The 18435-nt window shown below is 57.3% G+C and carries 16 protein-coding genes; 4 read left to right on the top strand and 12 right to left on the bottom strand.

Annotation, left to right across the window (positions count from 1 at the left end; genetic code table 11):
* Position 1: 1 nt before the first annotated feature.
* Entirely contained in the window at positions 2 to 1279 is a 1278-nt protein-coding gene (phaZ, locus tag QEZ52_RS06390) for a polyhydroxyalkanoate depolymerase (protein WP_406648711.1), read from the bottom strand.
* 132 nt (positions 1280 to 1411) lie between these two features.
* Here phaZ and QEZ52_RS06395 point away from each other — a divergent pair, with 132 nt between their 5' ends.
* From QEZ52_RS06395 to phaR, 3 genes are all read left to right on the top strand, one after another.
* On the top strand, positions 1412 to 3214 hold the full coding sequence (locus QEZ52_RS06395; protein WP_406648712.1) for a PHA/PHB synthase family protein: 1803 nt from the start codon (positions 1412 to 1414) through the stop codon (positions 3212 to 3214).
* Between the two features lie 131 nt (positions 3215 to 3345).
* On the top strand, positions 3346 to 3789 hold the full coding sequence (locus QEZ52_RS06400) for a phasin, PhaP (RefSeq protein WP_406648713.1): 444 nt from the start codon (positions 3346 to 3348) through the stop codon (positions 3787 to 3789).
* 212 nt (positions 3790 to 4001) lie between these two features.
* Positions 4002 to 4556 carry a polyhydroxyalkanoate synthesis repressor PhaR gene (gene phaR, locus QEZ52_RS06405; RefSeq protein ID WP_406650349.1) on the top strand — a complete coding sequence of 185 codons (555 nt, stop codon included), beginning with the start codon at positions 4002 to 4004 and terminating at the stop codon, positions 4554 to 4556.
* Positions 4557 to 4609: 53 nt separating this feature from the next.
* On the opposite strand, the gene QEZ52_RS06410 is transcribed toward phaR, so the two are convergent.
* From QEZ52_RS06410 to QEZ52_RS06430, 5 genes are all read right to left on the bottom strand, one after another.
* Positions 4610 to 5824, bottom strand: coding sequence for a DegT/DnrJ/EryC1/StrS family aminotransferase (locus QEZ52_RS06410; RefSeq protein ID WP_406648714.1), 1215 nt, complete (start codon positions 5822 to 5824; stop codon positions 4610 to 4612).
* Between the two features lie 199 nt (positions 5825 to 6023).
* Positions 6024 to 7382, bottom strand: coding sequence for a glutamine synthetase family protein (locus QEZ52_RS06415; RefSeq protein WP_406648715.1), 1359 nt, complete (start codon positions 7380 to 7382; stop codon positions 6024 to 6026).
* On the bottom strand, positions 7382 to 8065 hold the full coding sequence (locus tag QEZ52_RS06420) for a type 1 glutamine amidotransferase (RefSeq protein WP_406648716.1): 684 nt from the start codon (positions 8063 to 8065) through the stop codon (positions 7382 to 7384). The genes QEZ52_RS06415 and QEZ52_RS06420 overlap by 1 nt, the downstream gene beginning before the upstream one ends.
* Before the next feature lie 60 nt (positions 8066 to 8125).
* Positions 8126 to 9445 carry a glutamine synthetase family protein gene (locus QEZ52_RS06425; protein WP_406648718.1) on the bottom strand — a complete coding sequence of 440 codons (1320 nt, stop codon included), beginning with the start codon at positions 9443 to 9445 and terminating at the stop codon, positions 8126 to 8128.
* A gap of 185 nt (positions 9446 to 9630) precedes the next feature.
* Positions 9631 to 10533: a peptidoglycan-binding protein gene (locus QEZ52_RS06430; RefSeq protein ID WP_406648719.1), complete on the bottom strand. Its 903-nt coding sequence runs from the start codon at positions 10531 to 10533 to the stop codon at positions 9631 to 9633.
* 202 nt (positions 10534 to 10735) lie between these two features.
* Here QEZ52_RS06430 and QEZ52_RS06435 point away from each other — a divergent pair, with 202 nt between their 5' ends.
* The gene (locus QEZ52_RS06435) at positions 10736 to 12415 is read left to right on the top strand and encodes an adenylate/guanylate cyclase domain-containing protein (protein WP_406648721.1); all 1680 of its coding nucleotides are present in this window, start codon (positions 10736 to 10738) and stop codon (positions 12413 to 12415) included.
* Positions 12416 to 12424: 9 nt separating this feature from the next.
* Here QEZ52_RS06435 and QEZ52_RS06440 read toward each other — a convergent pair whose 3' ends face one another.
* The 6 genes from QEZ52_RS06440 to QEZ52_RS06465 are packed head-to-tail and all read right to left on the bottom strand — an operon-like array spanning position 12425 to position 18424.
* Positions 12425 to 13813, bottom strand: coding sequence for an NAD(P)/FAD-dependent oxidoreductase (locus QEZ52_RS06440; RefSeq protein ID WP_406648723.1), 1389 nt, complete (start codon positions 13811 to 13813; stop codon positions 12425 to 12427).
* A gap of 39 nt (positions 13814 to 13852) precedes the next feature.
* On the bottom strand, positions 13853 to 15358 hold the full coding sequence (locus QEZ52_RS06445; RefSeq protein WP_406648724.1) for an aldehyde dehydrogenase family protein: 1506 nt from the start codon (positions 15356 to 15358) through the stop codon (positions 13853 to 13855).
* Positions 15351 to 16421: an aminoglycoside phosphotransferase family protein gene (locus QEZ52_RS06450; RefSeq protein ID WP_406648726.1), complete on the bottom strand. Its 1071-nt coding sequence runs from the start codon at positions 16419 to 16421 to the stop codon at positions 15351 to 15353. The genes QEZ52_RS06445 and QEZ52_RS06450 overlap by 8 nt, the downstream gene beginning before the upstream one ends.
* Positions 16418 to 16762, bottom strand: coding sequence for a cupin domain-containing protein (locus QEZ52_RS06455; RefSeq protein ID WP_406650352.1), 345 nt, complete (start codon positions 16760 to 16762; stop codon positions 16418 to 16420). Before QEZ52_RS06455 ends, QEZ52_RS06450 begins: the two co-directional genes overlap by 4 nt.
* A 16-nt stretch (positions 16763 to 16778) precedes the next feature.
* Positions 16779 to 17141, bottom strand: a complete 363-nt coding sequence (locus QEZ52_RS06460) for a cupin domain-containing protein (protein ID WP_406648727.1) — start codon at positions 17139 to 17141, stop codon at positions 16779 to 16781.
* Positions 17138 to 18424 (bottom strand): glycosyltransferase, encoded by a 1287-nt coding sequence (locus tag QEZ52_RS06465; protein ID WP_406648728.1) that lies wholly within the window; start codon positions 18422 to 18424, stop codon positions 17138 to 17140. The genes QEZ52_RS06460 and QEZ52_RS06465 overlap by 4 nt, the downstream gene beginning before the upstream one ends.
* Between the last annotated feature and the right edge of the window lie 11 nt (positions 18425 to 18435).

Raw genomic sequence — 18435 nt, forward strand, 5'->3', positions numbered from 1 at the left:
ATCAGGCGGCCGAGTTTTTGTTCGCCGGCTTGCTGGCTCGTTTGGGTTTGCGCACATTGCTGTTCATGAAATCAATCACCAACGGGCGGATGTTGTCGCGCCAGCTACGCCCGGCAAAGATACCATAGTGTCCTGCGCCGGGTTCAACATGGCTGGCCTTCTTGCTGTCGGGCAGGCCCGTACACAAGTCCAGCGCTGCGATACATTGCCCCGGAGCAGAGATATCGTCATTCGCGCCTTCGACGGTTTTGACGGCAACATTGGTGATCTTGCTCAGATCAATCTTGTGGCCATTTACCACAAATTCGTTGCGCGCGATTTCGCGATTTTTGAAGATCCGCTCGACCGTTGACAGGTAGAATTCCGCCGTCATGTCCATCACGGCCAGATATTCATCGTAGAACCGGTTGTGGGCATCATGATCCGATGCTTCGCCGCGCGATACGCGCATGATCTGGTCGTTAAAGGCTTTGGAATGGCGTTCGCTGTTCATCGACATGAAGGACGACAGCTGCAGCAGGCCCGGATAGACCATCCGCCCGACGCCTTTGTATTTGAACCCGACGCGTTGAATCATGGTTTCTTCGAGCTGGCCCATGGTGACCCGGCGGCCAAAATCGGTGACTTCGGTGGGGGTCGCATCAGGGTCGATGGGGCCGCCGATCAGGGTCAGGGTGGTCGGCTGTGCCGCTGGGTCCAGTTCGGCCAGATAGGCCGTGGCCGCCAGCGTTAGCGGGGCAGGTTGACAGATCGCGACGACATGGGTTTCCGGACCCATTTCCCGCATGAAATCAACCAGATACTGGGTGTAGTCCTCGACGTCAAACTTGCCAGCGGATACCGGAATGTCACGCGCATTGTGCCAGTCGGTAATATAGACTTCGCAGTTCACGAGCAGGCTTTTGACAGTGGAGCGCAGCAGGGTCGCATAGTGACCGGACATCGGCGCAACCACCAAAACCTTGCGGGGTTGTTCCTTGCGTCCGTTGACGCGGAAATGCAGGAGATCGCCAAAGTCACGTTCAATCACAGGGGTGATTTCGACCAGGTGGTCCTTGCCATCCTCGCAGGTAAAGGTGCGAATGCCCCAGTCAGGTTTGACGACCATGCGCTGATACGTGCGTTCCGTGACCTCGCCCCAGGCGGCCATCCAATTGAGTGCAGGGTTGGGAAACGCACTGAACATGGGATACGATGCCATGGCTGATGCCGTAGCCCCGAGCCATTGGTTCGTGTTCCGGGCCGTTTCCATCAAGTCGTAAGTCATCATATAGCGCATGTACGTCTCCTTTTCCTGCATCCGGAACATACGTTACAAAAGATTCACGTAAATCGGACCTTTCGTCGCTTTGCCCGATATCCGAAGGCCGGATATTCTGCACAGCAGAAAGATTAGGGGGGATTCCTTAAAATGACAACAAGTGATGAAGGTACTTCGGCGTTGAGCCCAGAACATATTGAACACCTTCAGGAAAATATGGAAAAAGTCGAAGAGCTGACAAAACGGCTTGTTGACGCAATGGCGAATAAGACGCCGCATAATTCTGCCCTTGATGGGCCGAATCAAGAGCTGTTCGCACGCGCAGCAACGGCCTATTGGAGCAAATCGCTGCAGGATCCCACACATCTGTTGCAACAACAGATTGAATATTGGGGCAAATCCGTGCTGAATTTCGCCGAAGCCCAACAGGCTCTGACTGCGGTCACGACGGATGAACCGCAGCAGAAACCCAAAGATCGCCGCTTTTCCAACCCGCTGTGGGAAAACAACCCTTATTTCCACTTTATCAAGCAGCAGTATTTGACCAACGCCGACGCAATTTCCAAAGCGGTAGACGAGGTCGAGGATCTGGACGCCAAAGACAAGCGGCGCCTGCAGTATTTTTCGCAGCAGATCGTGGACCTGATGGCTCCAACGAACTTTCTGGCCACAAACCCGGATGCGCTGGAAAAAGCGGTGGAGACCGAAGGCAAATCGCTGGTTCAGGGTTTGGAAAACCTGGTTGCCGATCTCGAAGCCAACGATGGCGCGCTGGTTGTGCGTTTGGCTGACGAAAAGGCGTTTGAATTGGGACGCAACATCGCCACGACCCCCGGTGATGTGGTCTATCGCAACAAGATGATGGAGCTGATCCAGTACAAACCGGTGACTGACACAGTGCACGATACCCCCATCGTACTGTTCCCGCCCTGGATCAACAAATTCTATATTTTGGACCTCAAGGCCCAGAACAGCATGATCAAATGGATCACCGAACAGGGGTATACCTTGTTTGTGGTCAGCTGGATCAACCCGGACGTATCCTATGCCGACGTGGGCATGGAGGATTACATTCAGGATGGTTTCCTGACCGCCATCGAAAAGGCCAAGGAGATCTGTAGGGTCAAGCAAGTCAACGCGGTTGGCTATTGTATCGCGGGCACCACGTTGAGCCTGACCTTGTCCCTGTTGAAACAGCGGGGCGACAAGTCGATCAAATCGGCGACCTTCTTTACCGCGCTGACGGATTTCTCGGAGCAAGGCGAATTCACCCCCTTCCTGCAGGATGACTTCATCGACGGGATCGAAGAGGAGGTGAAGGAGATAGGTATTCTGCGATCGTGGATCATGGCACGGACATTCTCCTATCTGCGGTCCAACGACCTGATCTATGGCCCTGCTATCCGCAGTTACATGATGGGAGAAACACCGCCGGCGTTCGACCTGTTGTATTGGAATGGGGATGGGGCCAACCTGCCAGCCAAGATGGCGACTCAATACCTGCGTGGCCTGTGTCAGAGCAATCGGTTTGCCGAAGACGGGTTCGAGCTGATGGGTCACACACTCAAGCTGAGCGATGTGGATGTTCCGCTGATGGCGATCACTTGCGAGACGGATCACATCGCAGCCTGGAAAGATTGTTACCGAGGTGTGCAAAAGATGGGGTCGCGCAGCAAGACCTTTATCGTGTCCGAATCCGGGCATATCGCCGGTATCGTCAATCCGCCATCCAAGAACAAATATGGTCACTATACCAACGACGACCTGAAGCTGGACAACGCTGACTGGATGGAGGGCGCGACCTACAATCAGGGCTCATGGTGGCCGCGCTGGGAAGCCTGGCTGAAGAAACGGTCGGGCAAGCAGGTCCCGGCCCGTGAAATTGGCGATTCGGCGTATGACCCGATCTGTCCTGCTCCGGGTACCTATGTTGATCTGAAAGCAAGTCGTTGATTTAAAAGGGTATTGGCAAAAAATGCTGCGGTGCAGCAAAAAATACTTGAAATGCCGCATCGCAGAAAGCATATTATTTGCAGAAGATGGAACGGGACAGGCCCGTTGAGCAATCAATTAGGATCAGTACAATGGCAAAAACCCAAGACTTCACCGCCGCAATGAAAGACATGATGGGCGCATTTCCGGTAGACACTTCTGCCGTGGAAGACGCGTTCAAAAACACCGCTGCTCTGAACGAGCGTCTGTCGGGTGTTGCTCTGGAAGCCGCCGAAAAATCGGCCGAGATTTCCAGCAAATGGACCAAAGAAACCCTGACCAAACTGGGTGACGTGTCCAAAGCCAAAACCGACCCGGCCGATTACGCCAAAGCCGCCACCGATTTCGCCAGCGCAACTGCCGAAGTTGCTGCTGAAAACATGGCCGCCTTTGCTGAAATCGCCAAGAAAGTTCAGATGGACACCGTCGAACTGCTGATGTCGGCTGGTAAAGACATGACCGAAGAAGCAACTGCCGCTGTCAAGAAGGCCACCGACGAGGTGACCACTGCTGCCAAGAAGGCAACAGCGAAGTAAGCACGAGCGCGACAGACATCATTCTCCTCCCAGATGGTGTTTTCGCGGGGGCGGGCCAAGGCCCGCCCTTTTTACGTCGGGGGGACCGGTGGGCTGGATGGCCTGACGGGGGCAGTTGGAACATTGTTCCAACTGGATGGCAAAGTCTTTTCTTTTGTTCTGCACTCGCATAGTGTTTGCTGCAACGCATCATGACCGGGGAGGCAAACAAGGTGTCGGACAACGAAAAACCTCTGCTGATCAAACGTTATGCCAGTCGACGGCTGTATAATACCGAGACGAGCGATTACGTGACACTGGAGGATATCGCAGGGTTCATCCGGGACGGACGCGAAGTTCAAATTGTGGACCTCAAGTCCGGTGACGACCTGACGCGCCAATACCTGTTGCAGATCATTGCTGAACACGAAAGCCGCGGCGAAAACGTCCTGCCGGTGAATGTTCTGAATGATTTGGTTCGCTCTTACATGTTGCCTGGCGGTGGAATGATGCCGCAGTTCCTGCAAAGTTCGTTCGAGATGCTGCGGGAAAGTCAGTCCAAGATGATGGAAAACATGACCGCCATCAATCCGATGTCGCAAATCCCTGGCTTTGACGCACTTCAGGCTCAGCAAGAGGCATTCCTAAAGGCGATGACAGGCGGATTGGGCAATTGGCCAACCGGTACCGCGCCCGACGACACGACCGAAGCGGGCAAGGGCGAAGATCTTGATGACATCAAGAAGCAGCTTGCAGAACTCCAAACAAAACTGTCCAAGCTGAAATGACATAAGGCCGGGATCACCCGGCCTTTTTTCTTTTTTCTGGGGTGTGGGACTGTTCAGGTGCCGTAGGCTTGGGGCGGGTTTTTCACGTCTTCCACGGCGCTCAGCAGGATATCGGCAATCACATCCAGCTCTGCCCTGGACAGGCGCACGGGCAATCGCACATCGCAGGCTTTCATCAGCATGTCGCGGGTGCGTGGTAATTCCGGAATTTCCCCAAGAAACTGCCAGTTCCAATAGGCCCGGGCGTTGTCGCGGCTGTGGCCGAATATTTGAACTTTGACCCCGCGGCTTGCGGCGGCTTTGGCAAAGGCGAGAATTTCCTCTGTTTCCATACCGACCAGATTGAATTGGATCGAATCCGGGGCCCGCTGTTCTGGCGGAAGGGGGGGCGGCACCTGAATAAACGGTGTTTCGCTGTTCAGGCGGCCCGCGACATAGTCGTGGTTTGCCAAACCGTCGCGCACCCGTCGGGCCAGTTCAGGGATCTGGGGACGGATCACCACGGCACTCAGATTATTGAGACGCAGGTTATAAAGCGGAAGTTGGTTCTGCCACTTGGCAAAAGCGGCCTCCAGATCCGATGAATTGTCGCCATGGGGACCTTTGTGTTTGGCCCAGTTGTGTTCATAGGCGCCGGACATGATGACGGCCCGTGCGACAAGGTCGGGATCGTCGGTGATCAGAATGCCACCTTCACCGGCGTTGATCATCTTGTATGACTGGAAGGAGAAACACCCAATCCGCCCAATCGTACCAATATTCTTGCCGTGCCAGGTGGTGCCCAGCGAATGGGCGGCATCTTCGATCACCGGAATCTCGCGCGCATTGCACAGGGCCATGATGGCGTCCATGTCCGACGTGTGCCCGCGCATGTGGCTGATGATGACGGCCTGCACATCGTCCAGGTTGCGTGCAAAGTCGTCCATGTCGATGCGATAGTTGTCCCCCACCTCGCACAGGACGGGAATGCAATCTGCATGAACCACGGACGACGGAACAGCGGCAAACGTAAACCCCGGGATCAGAACCCGCGCGTCACGGGGCAGGTTCAACGCCTTGAGCGACAGGAATAATGCGGCGGAACATGACGAGACTGCCAGCGCGTATTTCGCCCCCAAAAGCGCGGCAAATTCCTGTTCCAACAGGGTTACCGGGGCATTGTCGGAGTTATAGCGAAACAGGTCCCCTGACTTCATCAACTCCGTCACGGCCGCCAGTGCGGCAGATGGGATTGGTTCGGCGTCGTGGACATTTGGTGGTTGTTGCATATTTCAAAAACCTGAAGTTAACCTTTCAAAAATATAAAACAAAGCCGGGTTGAAGCCAAGCAGAAGCGCTTGGCTGGACGCCCAAGACGGCAAAAATTTTCTAATCTGTTGCGGGGTGACCTCTAATATCACTCTGGTCGTGAAAAAAGCCGCCCGGACCAGGGTCGGGCGGCTAGAAGATCGTCGTCTCCTGAATCGTTTAGACGTTCATCAACAGGTGTTCGCGTTCCCAGGGTGAAATCACCTGAAGAAATTCATCATATTCTGCCCGCTTCACGATCGAATAGACCCGCGCAAAATCGGCTCCCAACACTTCGTGCAATGCGGTGGCCTCTTCAAAAAGATCCAGCGCCTGTCCCATGACCTGGGGGATATCGCCTTCGCCCGCATAGGCGTCGCCTTTGAATTGACGCCGAGGCCGCTCTTCGTTGATCAGGCCCAGATACCCACAGGCCAGGGACAGCGCGATACCCAGATAAGGGTTGCAGTCCATACCAGCGATCCGGTTTTCGACGCGGCGTGCCGCAGGGCCGGACAGGGGAACGCGAATGCCAGTGGTTCGATTGTCGCGGGCCCACTCCAGATTGATCGGAGCGGCATGATCCTTCACGTAGCGGCGATAGGAATTCACATAGGGTGCCATTACCGCCAACCCCGAGGGCAGGTGGTTCTGCAATCCCGCGATAAAGTTGTAGAAGGCATCCGTTTCGCCGCCCTGGGGCCCGGAAAAGATGTTTTCCCCGGTCGCCATGTCGATGATCGAATGGTGGATGTGCATGGCGCTGCCCGGTTCATCCTCGATCGGTTTGGCCATGAAGGTGGCAAAGCAATCGTGACGCAGGGCGGCTTCGCGGATCAGGCGTTTGAAGTAGAACACCTCATCCGCCAGCTTGACCGGATCGCCATGGCGCAGGTTGATTTCCAGCTGACCGGCGCCGCCTTCCTGGGTGATACCGTCGATCTCGAACCCCTGCGCTTCGGCAAAGTCATAAATGTCGTCGATCACGGGACCGAATTCGTCCACGGCCGTCATCGAATATGCCTGTCGTGCCGCTGCCGGACGGCCAGAGCGACCCATCATCGGTTTGATTTCTTGGGCCGGGTCGATGTTGCGAGCAACCAGGAAGAACTCCATTTCCGGAGCGACAACCGGTTTCCAACCCTTGTCATGATAGAGCTTTACAACCCGCTTCAACACGTTGCGGGGCGAATAGGGGATCGGGTTGTCATCGCGATCATAGGCGTCGTGGATCACCTGCAATGTCCAGTCCCCGGTCCAGGGCGCAGCCGTAGCGGTGGTGAAATCGGGGCGCAGAGTCATGTCTTTTTCGATGAACCCGTCATCGTCTGCGGCTTCGCCCCAGCCTCCGGTGATGGTCTGAAAGAAGATACTGTCAGGCAGGTGGAAATAATCCTGACGCGCGAATTTGGTGGCGGGTACTGCCTTGCCTCGGGCAATACCCGGAAGGTCCGAGATAACGCATTCAACTTCGTCGAGACGACGGCCCTCCAGATAGGTTTTCGCGGCGTCAGGCAGGTTGTCTGTCCAGTCGGCCATCAGGTCCTCTCTTTCGTCAAGAATGCTTTCATGAAGGTTGCAATTTCAGGGTTGCTGACGGGGCCGTGCAGGTCGGCCGCAGCAGCGTCAAGAACGTCATCCGGCACCACACCGCGTCCTCTATGGTCGATCAGCCCCTGAATGAAATCAGCGCCATATTCGGGGTGCGGCTGAACGGTCCAGATATGGTCGTCATAGGCGAGGATGCCGTTTTCACAGAATGCGTTGCCTGCCAGAACGCGGGCGCGGTCCGGGCGGTCCACCACCTGATCCTGATGCCAGGCATTCATGGTGACAGTATCGCCGTTCTGATCATAGCTGACTCTGCCAATGGCCCACCCACCGTCGAATTTTTCGACCTTTCCACCCAGGGCCTGGGCGATGATCTGATGTCCAAAACACACACCGATCAGTGGTTTTTTCTGGGCGTCGATGTCGCGGATCAGGTCTTCCAGTGGGCGAATCCAGTTGTGATCTTCGTAGGCACCATGCCGCGATCCGGTGATCAGCCAACCATCCGCGTCCTCAGCACCATTTGCGGGAAACTCGCCATCAACCACCGCGTAGCCTTGAAATGTCACCCCGTTCTGCGCCAGCAGATTGGCGAACATCACGTCATAGTCTCCCGTCGTCTCGATGAGAGCGTCCGGGGCATGGCCGGTTTGCAGAATGCCGATTTTCATAAGTCACCAGATTTGATCAAATTGAACGTAGACCATGATGATCCACCAGGCAAGGGGGACTCAGACAGTCTCCAGTAGGGTCAGCCAGTGTTGGTCCGGATCCAGGTCATCAAAGCGCTGCATTTCCTGACGCTTGGTCATGACGAGATTTTGGATCAACATGGGGGGCAGGATCCGCGCGATCAGAGGATCGGTTTCGAACCGGTCGATGGCGGTCGCCCAATCGGGGGCCAGATGTGGCAGGTCCGGCACGTCATACGCGTTGCCGGAAATCGGGTCCGGGGGCGTCATCTCATCTTCTATGCCGATCAGTGCAGCCCCCAGCAGAGTGGCCAGAATCAAATAGGGATTGGTGTCGCCACCGGCGACCCGGTGTTCAATGCGCCGCGCTTTGGGTGATCCCCCCGGAATGCGAATTGCGGCAGTCCGGTTTTCATAGGCCCAGGCTGCACCAGTTGGGGCGTGGGCACCGGGCACCAGCCGTTGGTAGGAATTGCCATGCGGAGCAAAGATCAAGGTACTGGCCGGCATTGCAGCGATACATCCGGCAACGGCTTGCAGCAGCAGGTCAGACCCACGCTCGGTTCCGTCGTCAAATACATTGTTCCCGTCGCTGTCCAAAACCGAGAAATGCACATGCATCCCATTGCCTGCGTCATCTGGATAGGGTTTGGCCATAAAGGTAGCGGCGCAATCATGTTTGCGGGCCAAGCCGCGCACCAACGCCTTGAAAAGCCACGCATCGTCTGCGCATCTCATGGCTTCCTGATGGTTCAGGTTGATTTCGTACTGACCCAAACCCGCTTCGGAAATCGCAGCCTGGGCGGGAATGCCCATCTGCGCTGCGCCGTCGTAGAGGTCGGTGAAAAATGCATCAAAAGCGTCCAGTTGCCCGACCGACAGAACGGCTTCGTTCTTGACCCGGCGTCCTGATACCGGGTTCAGCGGCGGCTGTGGAGACGTGCCGCTGGCGTCCAGCAGAGTGAATTCCATTTCGGTCGCTGCGACAACGGTCCAGCCTCGTTTTGCATAGCGCCCCAGCACATCGGCCAGCGCATGACGCGGGTCACCCATGAACGGTGCCTGATCATCAGCGTGCATAACCATCGGTACCAAGGCGGTTTCAGTGGGCAACCAGGGCATCGGAACTGCCCCGCGTTCGGTCGGCAGAAGAATGCCATCCGCGTCCCCGGTTTCAAACACCAGTGGGCTGTCTTCGATGTCACATCCAAACAGATCCACGTTCATTGTCGACACCGGCATTCGGGCCGAACCCTGATCCAGTTTGTCGGCCATGTCCGCAGGCATGCGTTTGCCGCGCATCTGACCGTTCAGGTCACAGGCGGCAATTCGGATGGTGGCGAGATCTGTGAGATCCATGAGAGGCTCCATTCATCTTGGGACAGATGTAACCGAGGTCCGGGAGCTTGTCACTACATTTGATCAAATTAATGGCGGGTTCTGTAAGTCGATTGATTTGTGACGTTGGGGCAGGGGAATTGTGCGGACGGTGATGTCCTTTAACCTGCCGGACCTGATTGCATCAATTGTCCGGCACCGTTGGTTCAGGGAGCCCAATGGTCGGGAATGCCAAGGCCCGAAATCCGATTGTGCATCGCGTCAATATAAGCTGCCATGTTGTGGTTCAGACCCTTGCGCGGCGATTTGTGAATCAAAGTCCTGGAGGCCCCCAATCTTTCGAAACCGCGTGGAAACCGGCATACCAGATCGTCTGTTCTGCAGATGGACAGGGACAGGTTCCGATAGGTTGACGGTGCCTTTGATTTAAGGATCCGTGGCGCGGCAAAACCGATCGACGGCGCAGTCCAGATTGTGGACAGGATTTGGGCCGATGCTGCGCCCAGGGAATGGCCGACCACCAATCGGGGCCAATGTTCAGGATTGTTGCCGATCCATTTGCTGATGTGGTTGGCATGGGTCAGGAACCCTTGGTGCCAGATGATTCCATTTTTGTCCGGCGGCGCGGTGCCTCTCCCGAACCCCTTGGTTTTGTTGCGTGACCCGAACCCCAGACGGGGCATTCCAAGGTTCAACAGTCGAAAGTTGAACTTGGCATAATCCCAGAAGGAGTTGCTGCCAGGTACCAGCAGGCAGCGATTGTTCAGCAGATAGGCTTCCACCCCTTTGACGGGACATTGGCTGGTGATCCAGACGCCATGGTCCTGTTTCAGTGTTTTGTTGACTGCTTCGACACCCTGTTTGTTGACGGTGTACGAAATCTTGACCAACTCGGCTGCTGTCGCCACCGAACTGTCCAGATCCGGTCGCTGGATGTTCAGGGCCGCCAGTGTTTTGGGGCCGACGATCCCGTCGGGATCCAGCCCGGTATTTTTCTGAAAGGTGCAGACCGCTTTTTCCGTATTGCGTCCCCAGATGCCGTCAATGCGTCCGGCGTAGCATTTCAGTTCCTTTAATCGGCGTTGCAGCAATCTTATGTCCAGGGCCATACAGGAACACCTTTCATAATGTATTGAATTTCAGGATCTTATTGGATTTTTACGAATTTTTCAACATCTGCTCTGGCCGCCGTGGTTGCACGGAGCACGGCGGCGGTTTGCAGGGTCATCAGAGGAAAACCTTGTTTGTTGGCCATTATTTGGCCAGACTTGTTGCGGGCGGGTAGATTTTTTCGTGTGGGGGGAGCGTTGAATGAAACGTAGTCTCGCCGCAGTTTTGGCGGCAGATGTCGCGGGCTATTCAGAGCTGCTTGGCAAAGATACCGAAGGAACGCTGGTGGCGCTTCGGCGGCTCAGATCCGAGATTTTCCGACCGACAGTGGCCTCGCGGCGGGGACGGGTGGTCAAAAGCATGGGCGACGGTTGGATCGTTCTGTTTCAGGCCGCTTCGGACGCAGCGACCTGTGCACTTCAAATCCAGGACTTATTGGCGCGTGACGGGTCCCGGTCTGAGCTGTCGATGCAATTGCGGCTGGGATTGCATCTGGGGGATGTGATCGAAGAAGAAGAAGATGTGTTTGGCGACGGAGTGAACGTCGCGGCGCGGTTGGAAAAGATCGCCGCCCCTGGCAGTATCGCCATTTCCGACGCCGTATTCGGCAGCTTGGATGGAACGCTCAGGCCGTCGTTTGACGATGCCGGTGAACATGATCTCAAAAACATCTCCAAACCGGTACGTGTCTGGACGCGGGGGTCGTTGCCCGGGCGCAAGGTGAGCGGGGTCGATGCGTCTCAACGCCCTCAGATTGTGGTGCGTCCCCTTGAGACGTCGGACCAGCGGGACGAAGTGCGCGAGCTGTGTGATGCTTTGACTGGGGATTTGATGACCTATTTGGGCGCAACCCATTGGCTATCGGTGAGCGCGCGTGACACAGGACGGCGGGCTTATGCCCTGTCTGGGCGCATTCGGGCCAGCGGCGGGCGGTTGCGGTTGGAGGTGCGGTACACTGACCCCGAGCAGACAGAGCTGTGGTCGACCAAGATTGACGGCGATCTGGCCAATGCGTTTGATTGGCAGGATGAAACTGCCGAAACGCTGGTCAACCAGGTGATGACCGCAACCTTTGACAGCGAACGCAGACAGTTAGACAAGTTGTCAATCGCAGACATGAGCGCGAACCAATGCGAATTGCGGGGTCAGATCGCGATTGACCGGTTGGACCCGGATGCCTTTGCCTCGGCGCTCAAATATTCCAGCGCCGCGATCACCAAGGATCCATCTCTGCCGCATCCTTTTGCGCTGGCCTTGGTCTCCTATTTGTCGGCGACGGCGATGGGGTATGACGAGGTCACCGAGCAATATGCGTCTTCGGTGCCGATGTGGTGCGCGGCGGCTGCGCCGCTGGTTGAAAATCACTCTCTGTTGCGGTTGGCGCTGGGGGTGACGACATATTCCCAACTCAGAGAACCCTCCCGTTTGCGGTCGGTTGTCGAATATGCGCTGCGTCAATCGTCGTCCGATTTCGTGACCCTGGCGCTCAGCGGGTGGTCCTATATCTGGATTGGCGATCATGACGAGGCGCTGGATTGTCTAAGAAAGGCCCATGTGCTGGGTGGGAAAAGCCCCTGGGCGTTGTCGATCCAGGGCGGCCTGGCCATGGCGTCGCTGCAGGCCGGGGACGACGCGGCCGCTGTGAAATTGGCCCGCGAAGGGCTGAATATCAGTGTGGGGTATACCACCTTGTATAGGATTCTAGCTGCAGCCCATGCCCAGTTGGGACAGGATGACGCTGCAACCAAAGCAGTGGCCGACGCCTTGCGATTGCAACCCGATGATAGCATCGCCTCGATTCAGGCGCGCAATGTGTTTGCTGTGACTGGCGCGGCGAACCGTTATATCTCTGGGTTGCGCAAAGCCGGCATGCCCGAATAGGTGGGGTCTTCAGGATCCGAATCCGATGCCGAGCCGGTCCAGCGCTTTTAGAAAAAGCGACCGCTGCCCGGTTTGGTCTTCGCGGGACAGATCGGCCTGGGCCCAGGATACAGCCAGTGACCGGAACGGTTCGGGGGGGAACGGGGGTGCCCAACTGCGCGCCATGCGCAATTGTGTGCGCTCCGTTTGTTTCCCTTGCAGCAGGTCCAGCATGGTCAATGCTGCAAATCGGGTTGCAGAAACGCCCTGACCGGTGAACCCCAAGGCATAGGCCAGCCGCCCCTTCATGGCGGTGCCTACAAAGAAGGTCAGCCGGGCCGACGTATCGATGATCCCGCCCCAAGCGTGTGAAAAGGCAACATCGCCCAGTGCCGGAAAGGTCGCGCGGAAATTTGCCTCCAAACGGGCATAGCTTTCCGGTCGGTCGAGCAGAGCGGCGTCGCGACGGTTGCCCCTGTGATAGATTGCGTCATACCCACCCCACAAAATGCGGTTGTCAGCCGTTTTGCGCGAATAGTGAAACTGGTTGCCGCTGTCTGCGATACCATAGCGCCCGGTCCACCCGATCGCATGGAGCTGAGCATCGCTGAGCGGCTCAGTCATCAGAGTATAGTCGAAAACCGGAATGATCCGGGATTGCAGGCGTTTGAGCAGGGGAACAGACGCGTTGGTAGCAAGAATGACCTGACGGGCGATGACCCGGCCGGCGCGGGTGTTCAGCGTGATACCGTCGGAGTGCGAGGACAAGGCTGTTACGGCGCTGTGTTCGTGGATCTCTACACCCTGATCTGACGCAGACCGGGCCAGCCCGTGTACTGTTTTTGTCGGGTTCAAGAGGGCGTAATCTGTCTCGTAGAGGCCAGCAATGTATTTGGGGCTGTTCAGTCGCGCCCTCAGGGCCGCGCCTTCCAGGTATTCGGTTCCTATTCCGAACCGGGTCAGGGCCGTCTGCATGGTTTTCAACCCCTCGGCTTCCCATGGGGTGGCGGCTAGGTTCAATTTGCCGGGTCTCTCGAATTCGGCGTCGATATCGAACCGGCCCAGGTCAACCTCCAGTTCGTTCATGTTCTGGCGGCCCAGTCGGATCAATGTTTCCGCCTCGTCGGGCCAGCGCGACAGGGCATTGGATACCCCGTGCGATATGCTGGGAGCACAAAACCCGCCGTTGCGACCGCTCGCTGCATTGCCCAAATGGTCTGCCTCCAGCAGGACGATCCGCGCATCAGGAAACCGGTCACGCGCCATGAGCGCGGACCAAAGACCCGAGAAACCTCCGCCCACGATTGCCAGGTCACAAGTGACATCGCCGTGCAGCGCCGGGTGCGTCGGTGTCGTTGCAACGGTTTCGGCCCAATAGGGTGTTTTGTGGGCGTTCTGAAAGCTGGTGTCCTGTCTCATCGTGGGCTTTCGGGATACCAAAGGCGAATAGGCCAAAGGTCAGACATGCTTGCGCCCGCCCGACTCCAGAAACCAATCGTCCGGATAGGGGTACCACCAGTCGGCTTCTTTGGCGACGGGGTCCAGGATGACCATCTTGGGTTGGCGGAATGCGTCCAACCCATGGCGCCCCAACGCCCGCCCCATGCCGGATTTCTTGACCCCGCCAAAGGGCAGGGCGTCGTTGTCCACCAGCGGGTTGTTGACCCAGACCATGCCCGCCTCGAGCCGGTTGATCGCGTCATGGGCCTCACCTAGATCATTGGTGAATATACAGGCCCCCAGCCCCAGGTCAGAGGCATTTGCCAACCTTATGGATTCGTCGAATGACGCGGTGCGCACGACCGACACAACAGGGCCAAAGATCTCTTCGTTCAACAGATCCATGTCCGGCGTCACACCGGTAACGACAGTGGGTTCCAGAAACCAGCCGATGGGCTGCTCTGCCGGAACGCCACCGCCCAATGCGATGGTGGCCCCCTGGGCGCGGGCCCGGTCGATCCAGCCCAGTACCTTGTCACGCGCAGCCTGTGAGACCAGTGGGCCGATCTCGGCCACGCCCATCCCGTTGCCGACCCGCAGCTGCCGGGCCCGCTCGATCAAGAGCGCGACAAATTCATCATGCACTGCGTCATCCACGTAAATCCGCTCGGTTGAGGTGCAGACCTGTCCAGATTGCAGATAGGCCCCGGTCACAGCCCCGGCGGCGGCCACTGCAATATTGGCATTTCGGGTGACGATCATCGGATCATTGCCGCCGCCTTCGATAACGCAAGGTTTCATGTGCCCGGCCGATTGCACCGCGACCTGCCGCCCGACATCTGCGGAGCCGGTAAAGGCGATGGCATGGGTGTTGGGGCTGGCGATCAGCTGTTGCGCAACCTCTGCGCCGCCGGTGACACAAGCCACCAGATCAGTGGGCAGCCCGTCAAAAAACCGCATGAAGGACAGCGTGCACAGCGATCCTGCCGGAGCGGCCTTGAGCACGATTCCATTTCCCGCCGCCAAAGACGCGGCAATGGTCCAGCATCCCAGGATGAGAGGGAAGTTGTAGGGCACAATATGCACCGACACACCGTAGGGCGCATAGGTTTGGAACTGAAAAGAGCCCGGTTGCATGGTACCTGCGATCTTGCCCGCATCGTCGCGGGCCAACTCGGCGAAATAGCGAAACACAGGCGCGATATTGGCGATCTCTCCAATCGCTTCAGGATAGGGCTTGCCGATCTCTCGGGTCATCATGATCGCGATGTCGGTCATGTCGGCCCGCTCCATGGCGTCGGCGATCCCATGCAGTAAACCAGCGCGCGACTTGCAATCCATTGCGGCCCATTTCTTTTGCGCAGCGTTTACCCGATCCAGAATGTGGTCCAGCTGGCTTTGGGACGGGGTGCCGACAGGAGCGATGTCCTTCAGGGTTGCCGGATCAACCGCCATCTGGGTTGGCCCTTCGGTTGGGACATAGGTCGGCGACAGGTAATAGCAGGGGGCGAGCGCGTCACGCATGGGACACTCCTTGATTGGTTGCCAGGGTGTGCTCAAGATCGAGCGCCTTTGTGGTCCAGTCTGGCAATTCGGTGTCCAAAAAGGCTTCGATCTCGCCAAGCCCGGCGTTGCTCAGAGCTGTACGAAACTGGGCCAACACCCGAGGCAGAAACCGCAGATATCGCGGCTTGCCGTCCCGCAGGCATAGGCGAACAAAGACCCCCAGAATACGGGCGTGGCGCTGGGCACCCAACAGGGCATAGCGGTGGCGGATGTCGTCCGGGCCCCCCAAATGGTGTGGCGCATGAGCCAGATAGCGCGCCAACATCGCCTCTTCGAGCCCATCGGACAGATCCCGTCGGGCGTCCTGAAGCAGCGACACCAGATCATATTCACAGGGCCCCAGAACACCATCCTGAAAATCCAGCACGCCGCAGCGCGCGATACCGGTGCGCCCGTCCAGACGCATCAGGTTGTCGACATGGAAATCCCGCATCACCAGCGTGTCCCACCGTGTCGCCACAGTGATCAGCGCCTGATGCCAGAGCGACAGAAACCGGTCGGTAAACTGATCGACCTGAAGATGCGGCACCACTGCGGGAGCAAACCAGCGCGCAAAAATTCCCAATTCGTCCAGCAGCATGGGCATATCGAATTGCGATTGGGCCACCATCTTGCCGCGGGGCGCGTGGTGCAGGTGCAGCAGCGTATCAATCGCCAATTCATAGAGCTCTGTTTCGTCGTCTCCACGGGCCAGACAGGCCGTATAGGTTCCATCGCCGAAATCCTCGACCAACGCCAACCCATGCACCGGATCGGCTCCGAACACCTTTGGGGCTGACAGCCCCAAAAGGTTCAGGTGATGGGACAGGCGCAGATAGGCTGCAAAGCCTGTTGGATCCCGACGTTCCTCCATCAACAGCACGCCTTCGCCCACCACCCTGAAATAGCGCCGGGGCGACGCGTCGGCCTCGAACCGTTCGAGCACACGCCCACCCATCCCCTGCCGGGTCAAAAAGACCCGCGCCGGGGTCGGCAGGTCGATAGAGGACAGCGGAGCATTGGAGGATGTCGGACGGTTCATCGGATCATATAGACCTTTTTGACCGTTTCATGGACGGTACAGACACCCTTCCAATCCTGGGGGAAAAAGGCAGCCGTGTCTGGCGTGACTTCGATCACGTCGCCGGAGTCGTGGACGTAGGTACAGCGCCCTTCGAGAAAGTGGCAGAATTCGTCTCTGGTGACGTGGCATTCCCATTTGCCGGGCGTGCAGATCCAAAGACCACATTCGCTTTCACCGTTGGGACCTTTGTAAAGAACCTGGCCCGAGGTGTGGCTTTGCCCTTCGATCATCGTGGGAATAATGCCCCAGTCCACCGTGTCGGTGATCTCCAGAGGCTTGCGCATTAGGGGGGCTTTCATGGTCATTGGGTCCTCTTCAGACGAGCATGTAGATATTGCGAAGGGTTTCGGTGATTTCAGCTGTGCCTTCCCAACCGGCGGGGAACAGCACGCAGGTGCCCGGCCCGGCCTCGATCACCTCGTCCGACCCATCCCGGCGATAGATCACGTGACCGGCGACGAAATGACAGAATTCATCACGCGGTACCGAAATGCGCCAGGTCCCGGGAGTGCAGACCCAGACACCGGTTTCCGGCGAATTGTCTGGCCCCTTGTGCAGCAAACGTCCGGTAGAATGGGACTGTCCGACCGTCATGTCCGGTTGCGGGCCCCAATCGACCAGATCGTCATAGGTGGTCGCCCCATGGATATGGGGCGCCGAGGAGGACAGGTTGGTCACGCGTTTTTCTCCGCCAGATCAACCAGCAGGCTGGCGGCCTTTTCCTGGCCGTTCTGCGATTGCATATGTTCAGAGGTCGCGCGCAACTTGGCTGCCATGGCTTCATCGGTCAGGCAGGCTTCGATCTTGTCGATCATCTCCCGGTCGGTCCAGTCATAGCGATCTGACCGGAACCCGTGACCGGTTTCCTGCACCCGCATGGCATTGTCGTGCCCATCCCAGACATAGGCCATGATGATCGCGGGCTTGCCGAAGTACAGGCATTCGGTGAACGAATTGTTGCCTCCGTGGTGGATCACCAAATCGACCTGTGGGATGACCGAGGGCTGCGGGAACCAGCTGTCGATGATCACATTATCGGGGATGTCGGAATAGTCGTCCTTGTAGTCCCCCACATTCACCAACGCACGGTAGCGACTGTTACCGATCAATGTGATCAGCCGTTTCAGAAGATCGGTGTCACCGGCACCAAGCGATCCGAAGGAGACGTAAAGCAGAGGGCCATCATTGTTCTTTTTGAACGTCGGCACCTCATAGGGGTCGTCCTGACGCACACACCCTTCGAGGTACTGGAACTGCGCCGGATCCAGCGGTACCGGGCGGTTATAACGCGCCTGTTCCGGGTACAGCAGCAGGTTCAGATACGGCGAGGCCTCAAAGAATTGGCCGACCGGATAGGCGTCTTCGTTGTTTGCGGCGAGAAACGCGTTGAAGTCGTCATGGATCGGCTTGATGACTTCGTGGAATTTGGCGCGAAAGGCGGCATGTCCTTCGGAATCGTTCTCGGACATACCGGACAGATGCGGTGGGATGGCGTCATCTTCGATTTCGTTTTCCGAACAGGAGATAATGCGCACCCAAGGCACACCGTGTTGTTTGATGGCCGGGAACAGGATCACATTGTCCACGGAAATAACGTCAGGTTTGATTTCGGCCAATATGCCGGGCAAATCCTTTTGCGCCCATTTGGCGCTGTCTACGATCGCCTCCCAGCATTCCTTGACATAATTGTCGATCTGATCGATCGGGGCCTTGCGGAAATTGGGGATGTGACCGTTGATGAAGTCCTCCCAGAATTTGGCCATTTGTTCTGCGGGCATGGGTTCGGACAGGTTCACCGGGTGGGCCTCGAAGCCATATCCCTTGTAAACATCGACAAAACCGGGATCGGACAGGAACACGGCCTTGTGGCCTTTGCGTTCGACCGCCTGCGCGATTCCAACTGAATTCAGGGCTGGACCAAAGGCTGCCTCGGGGAAGAAGGCAAAGGTTTTCTGTTCCATGAATTTCTCCT

Source organism: Aliisedimentitalea scapharcae (genome assembly GCF_045277565.1).
Taxonomy (GTDB): domain Bacteria; phylum Pseudomonadota; class Alphaproteobacteria; order Rhodobacterales; family Rhodobacteraceae; genus Aliisedimentitalea; species Aliisedimentitalea scapharcae.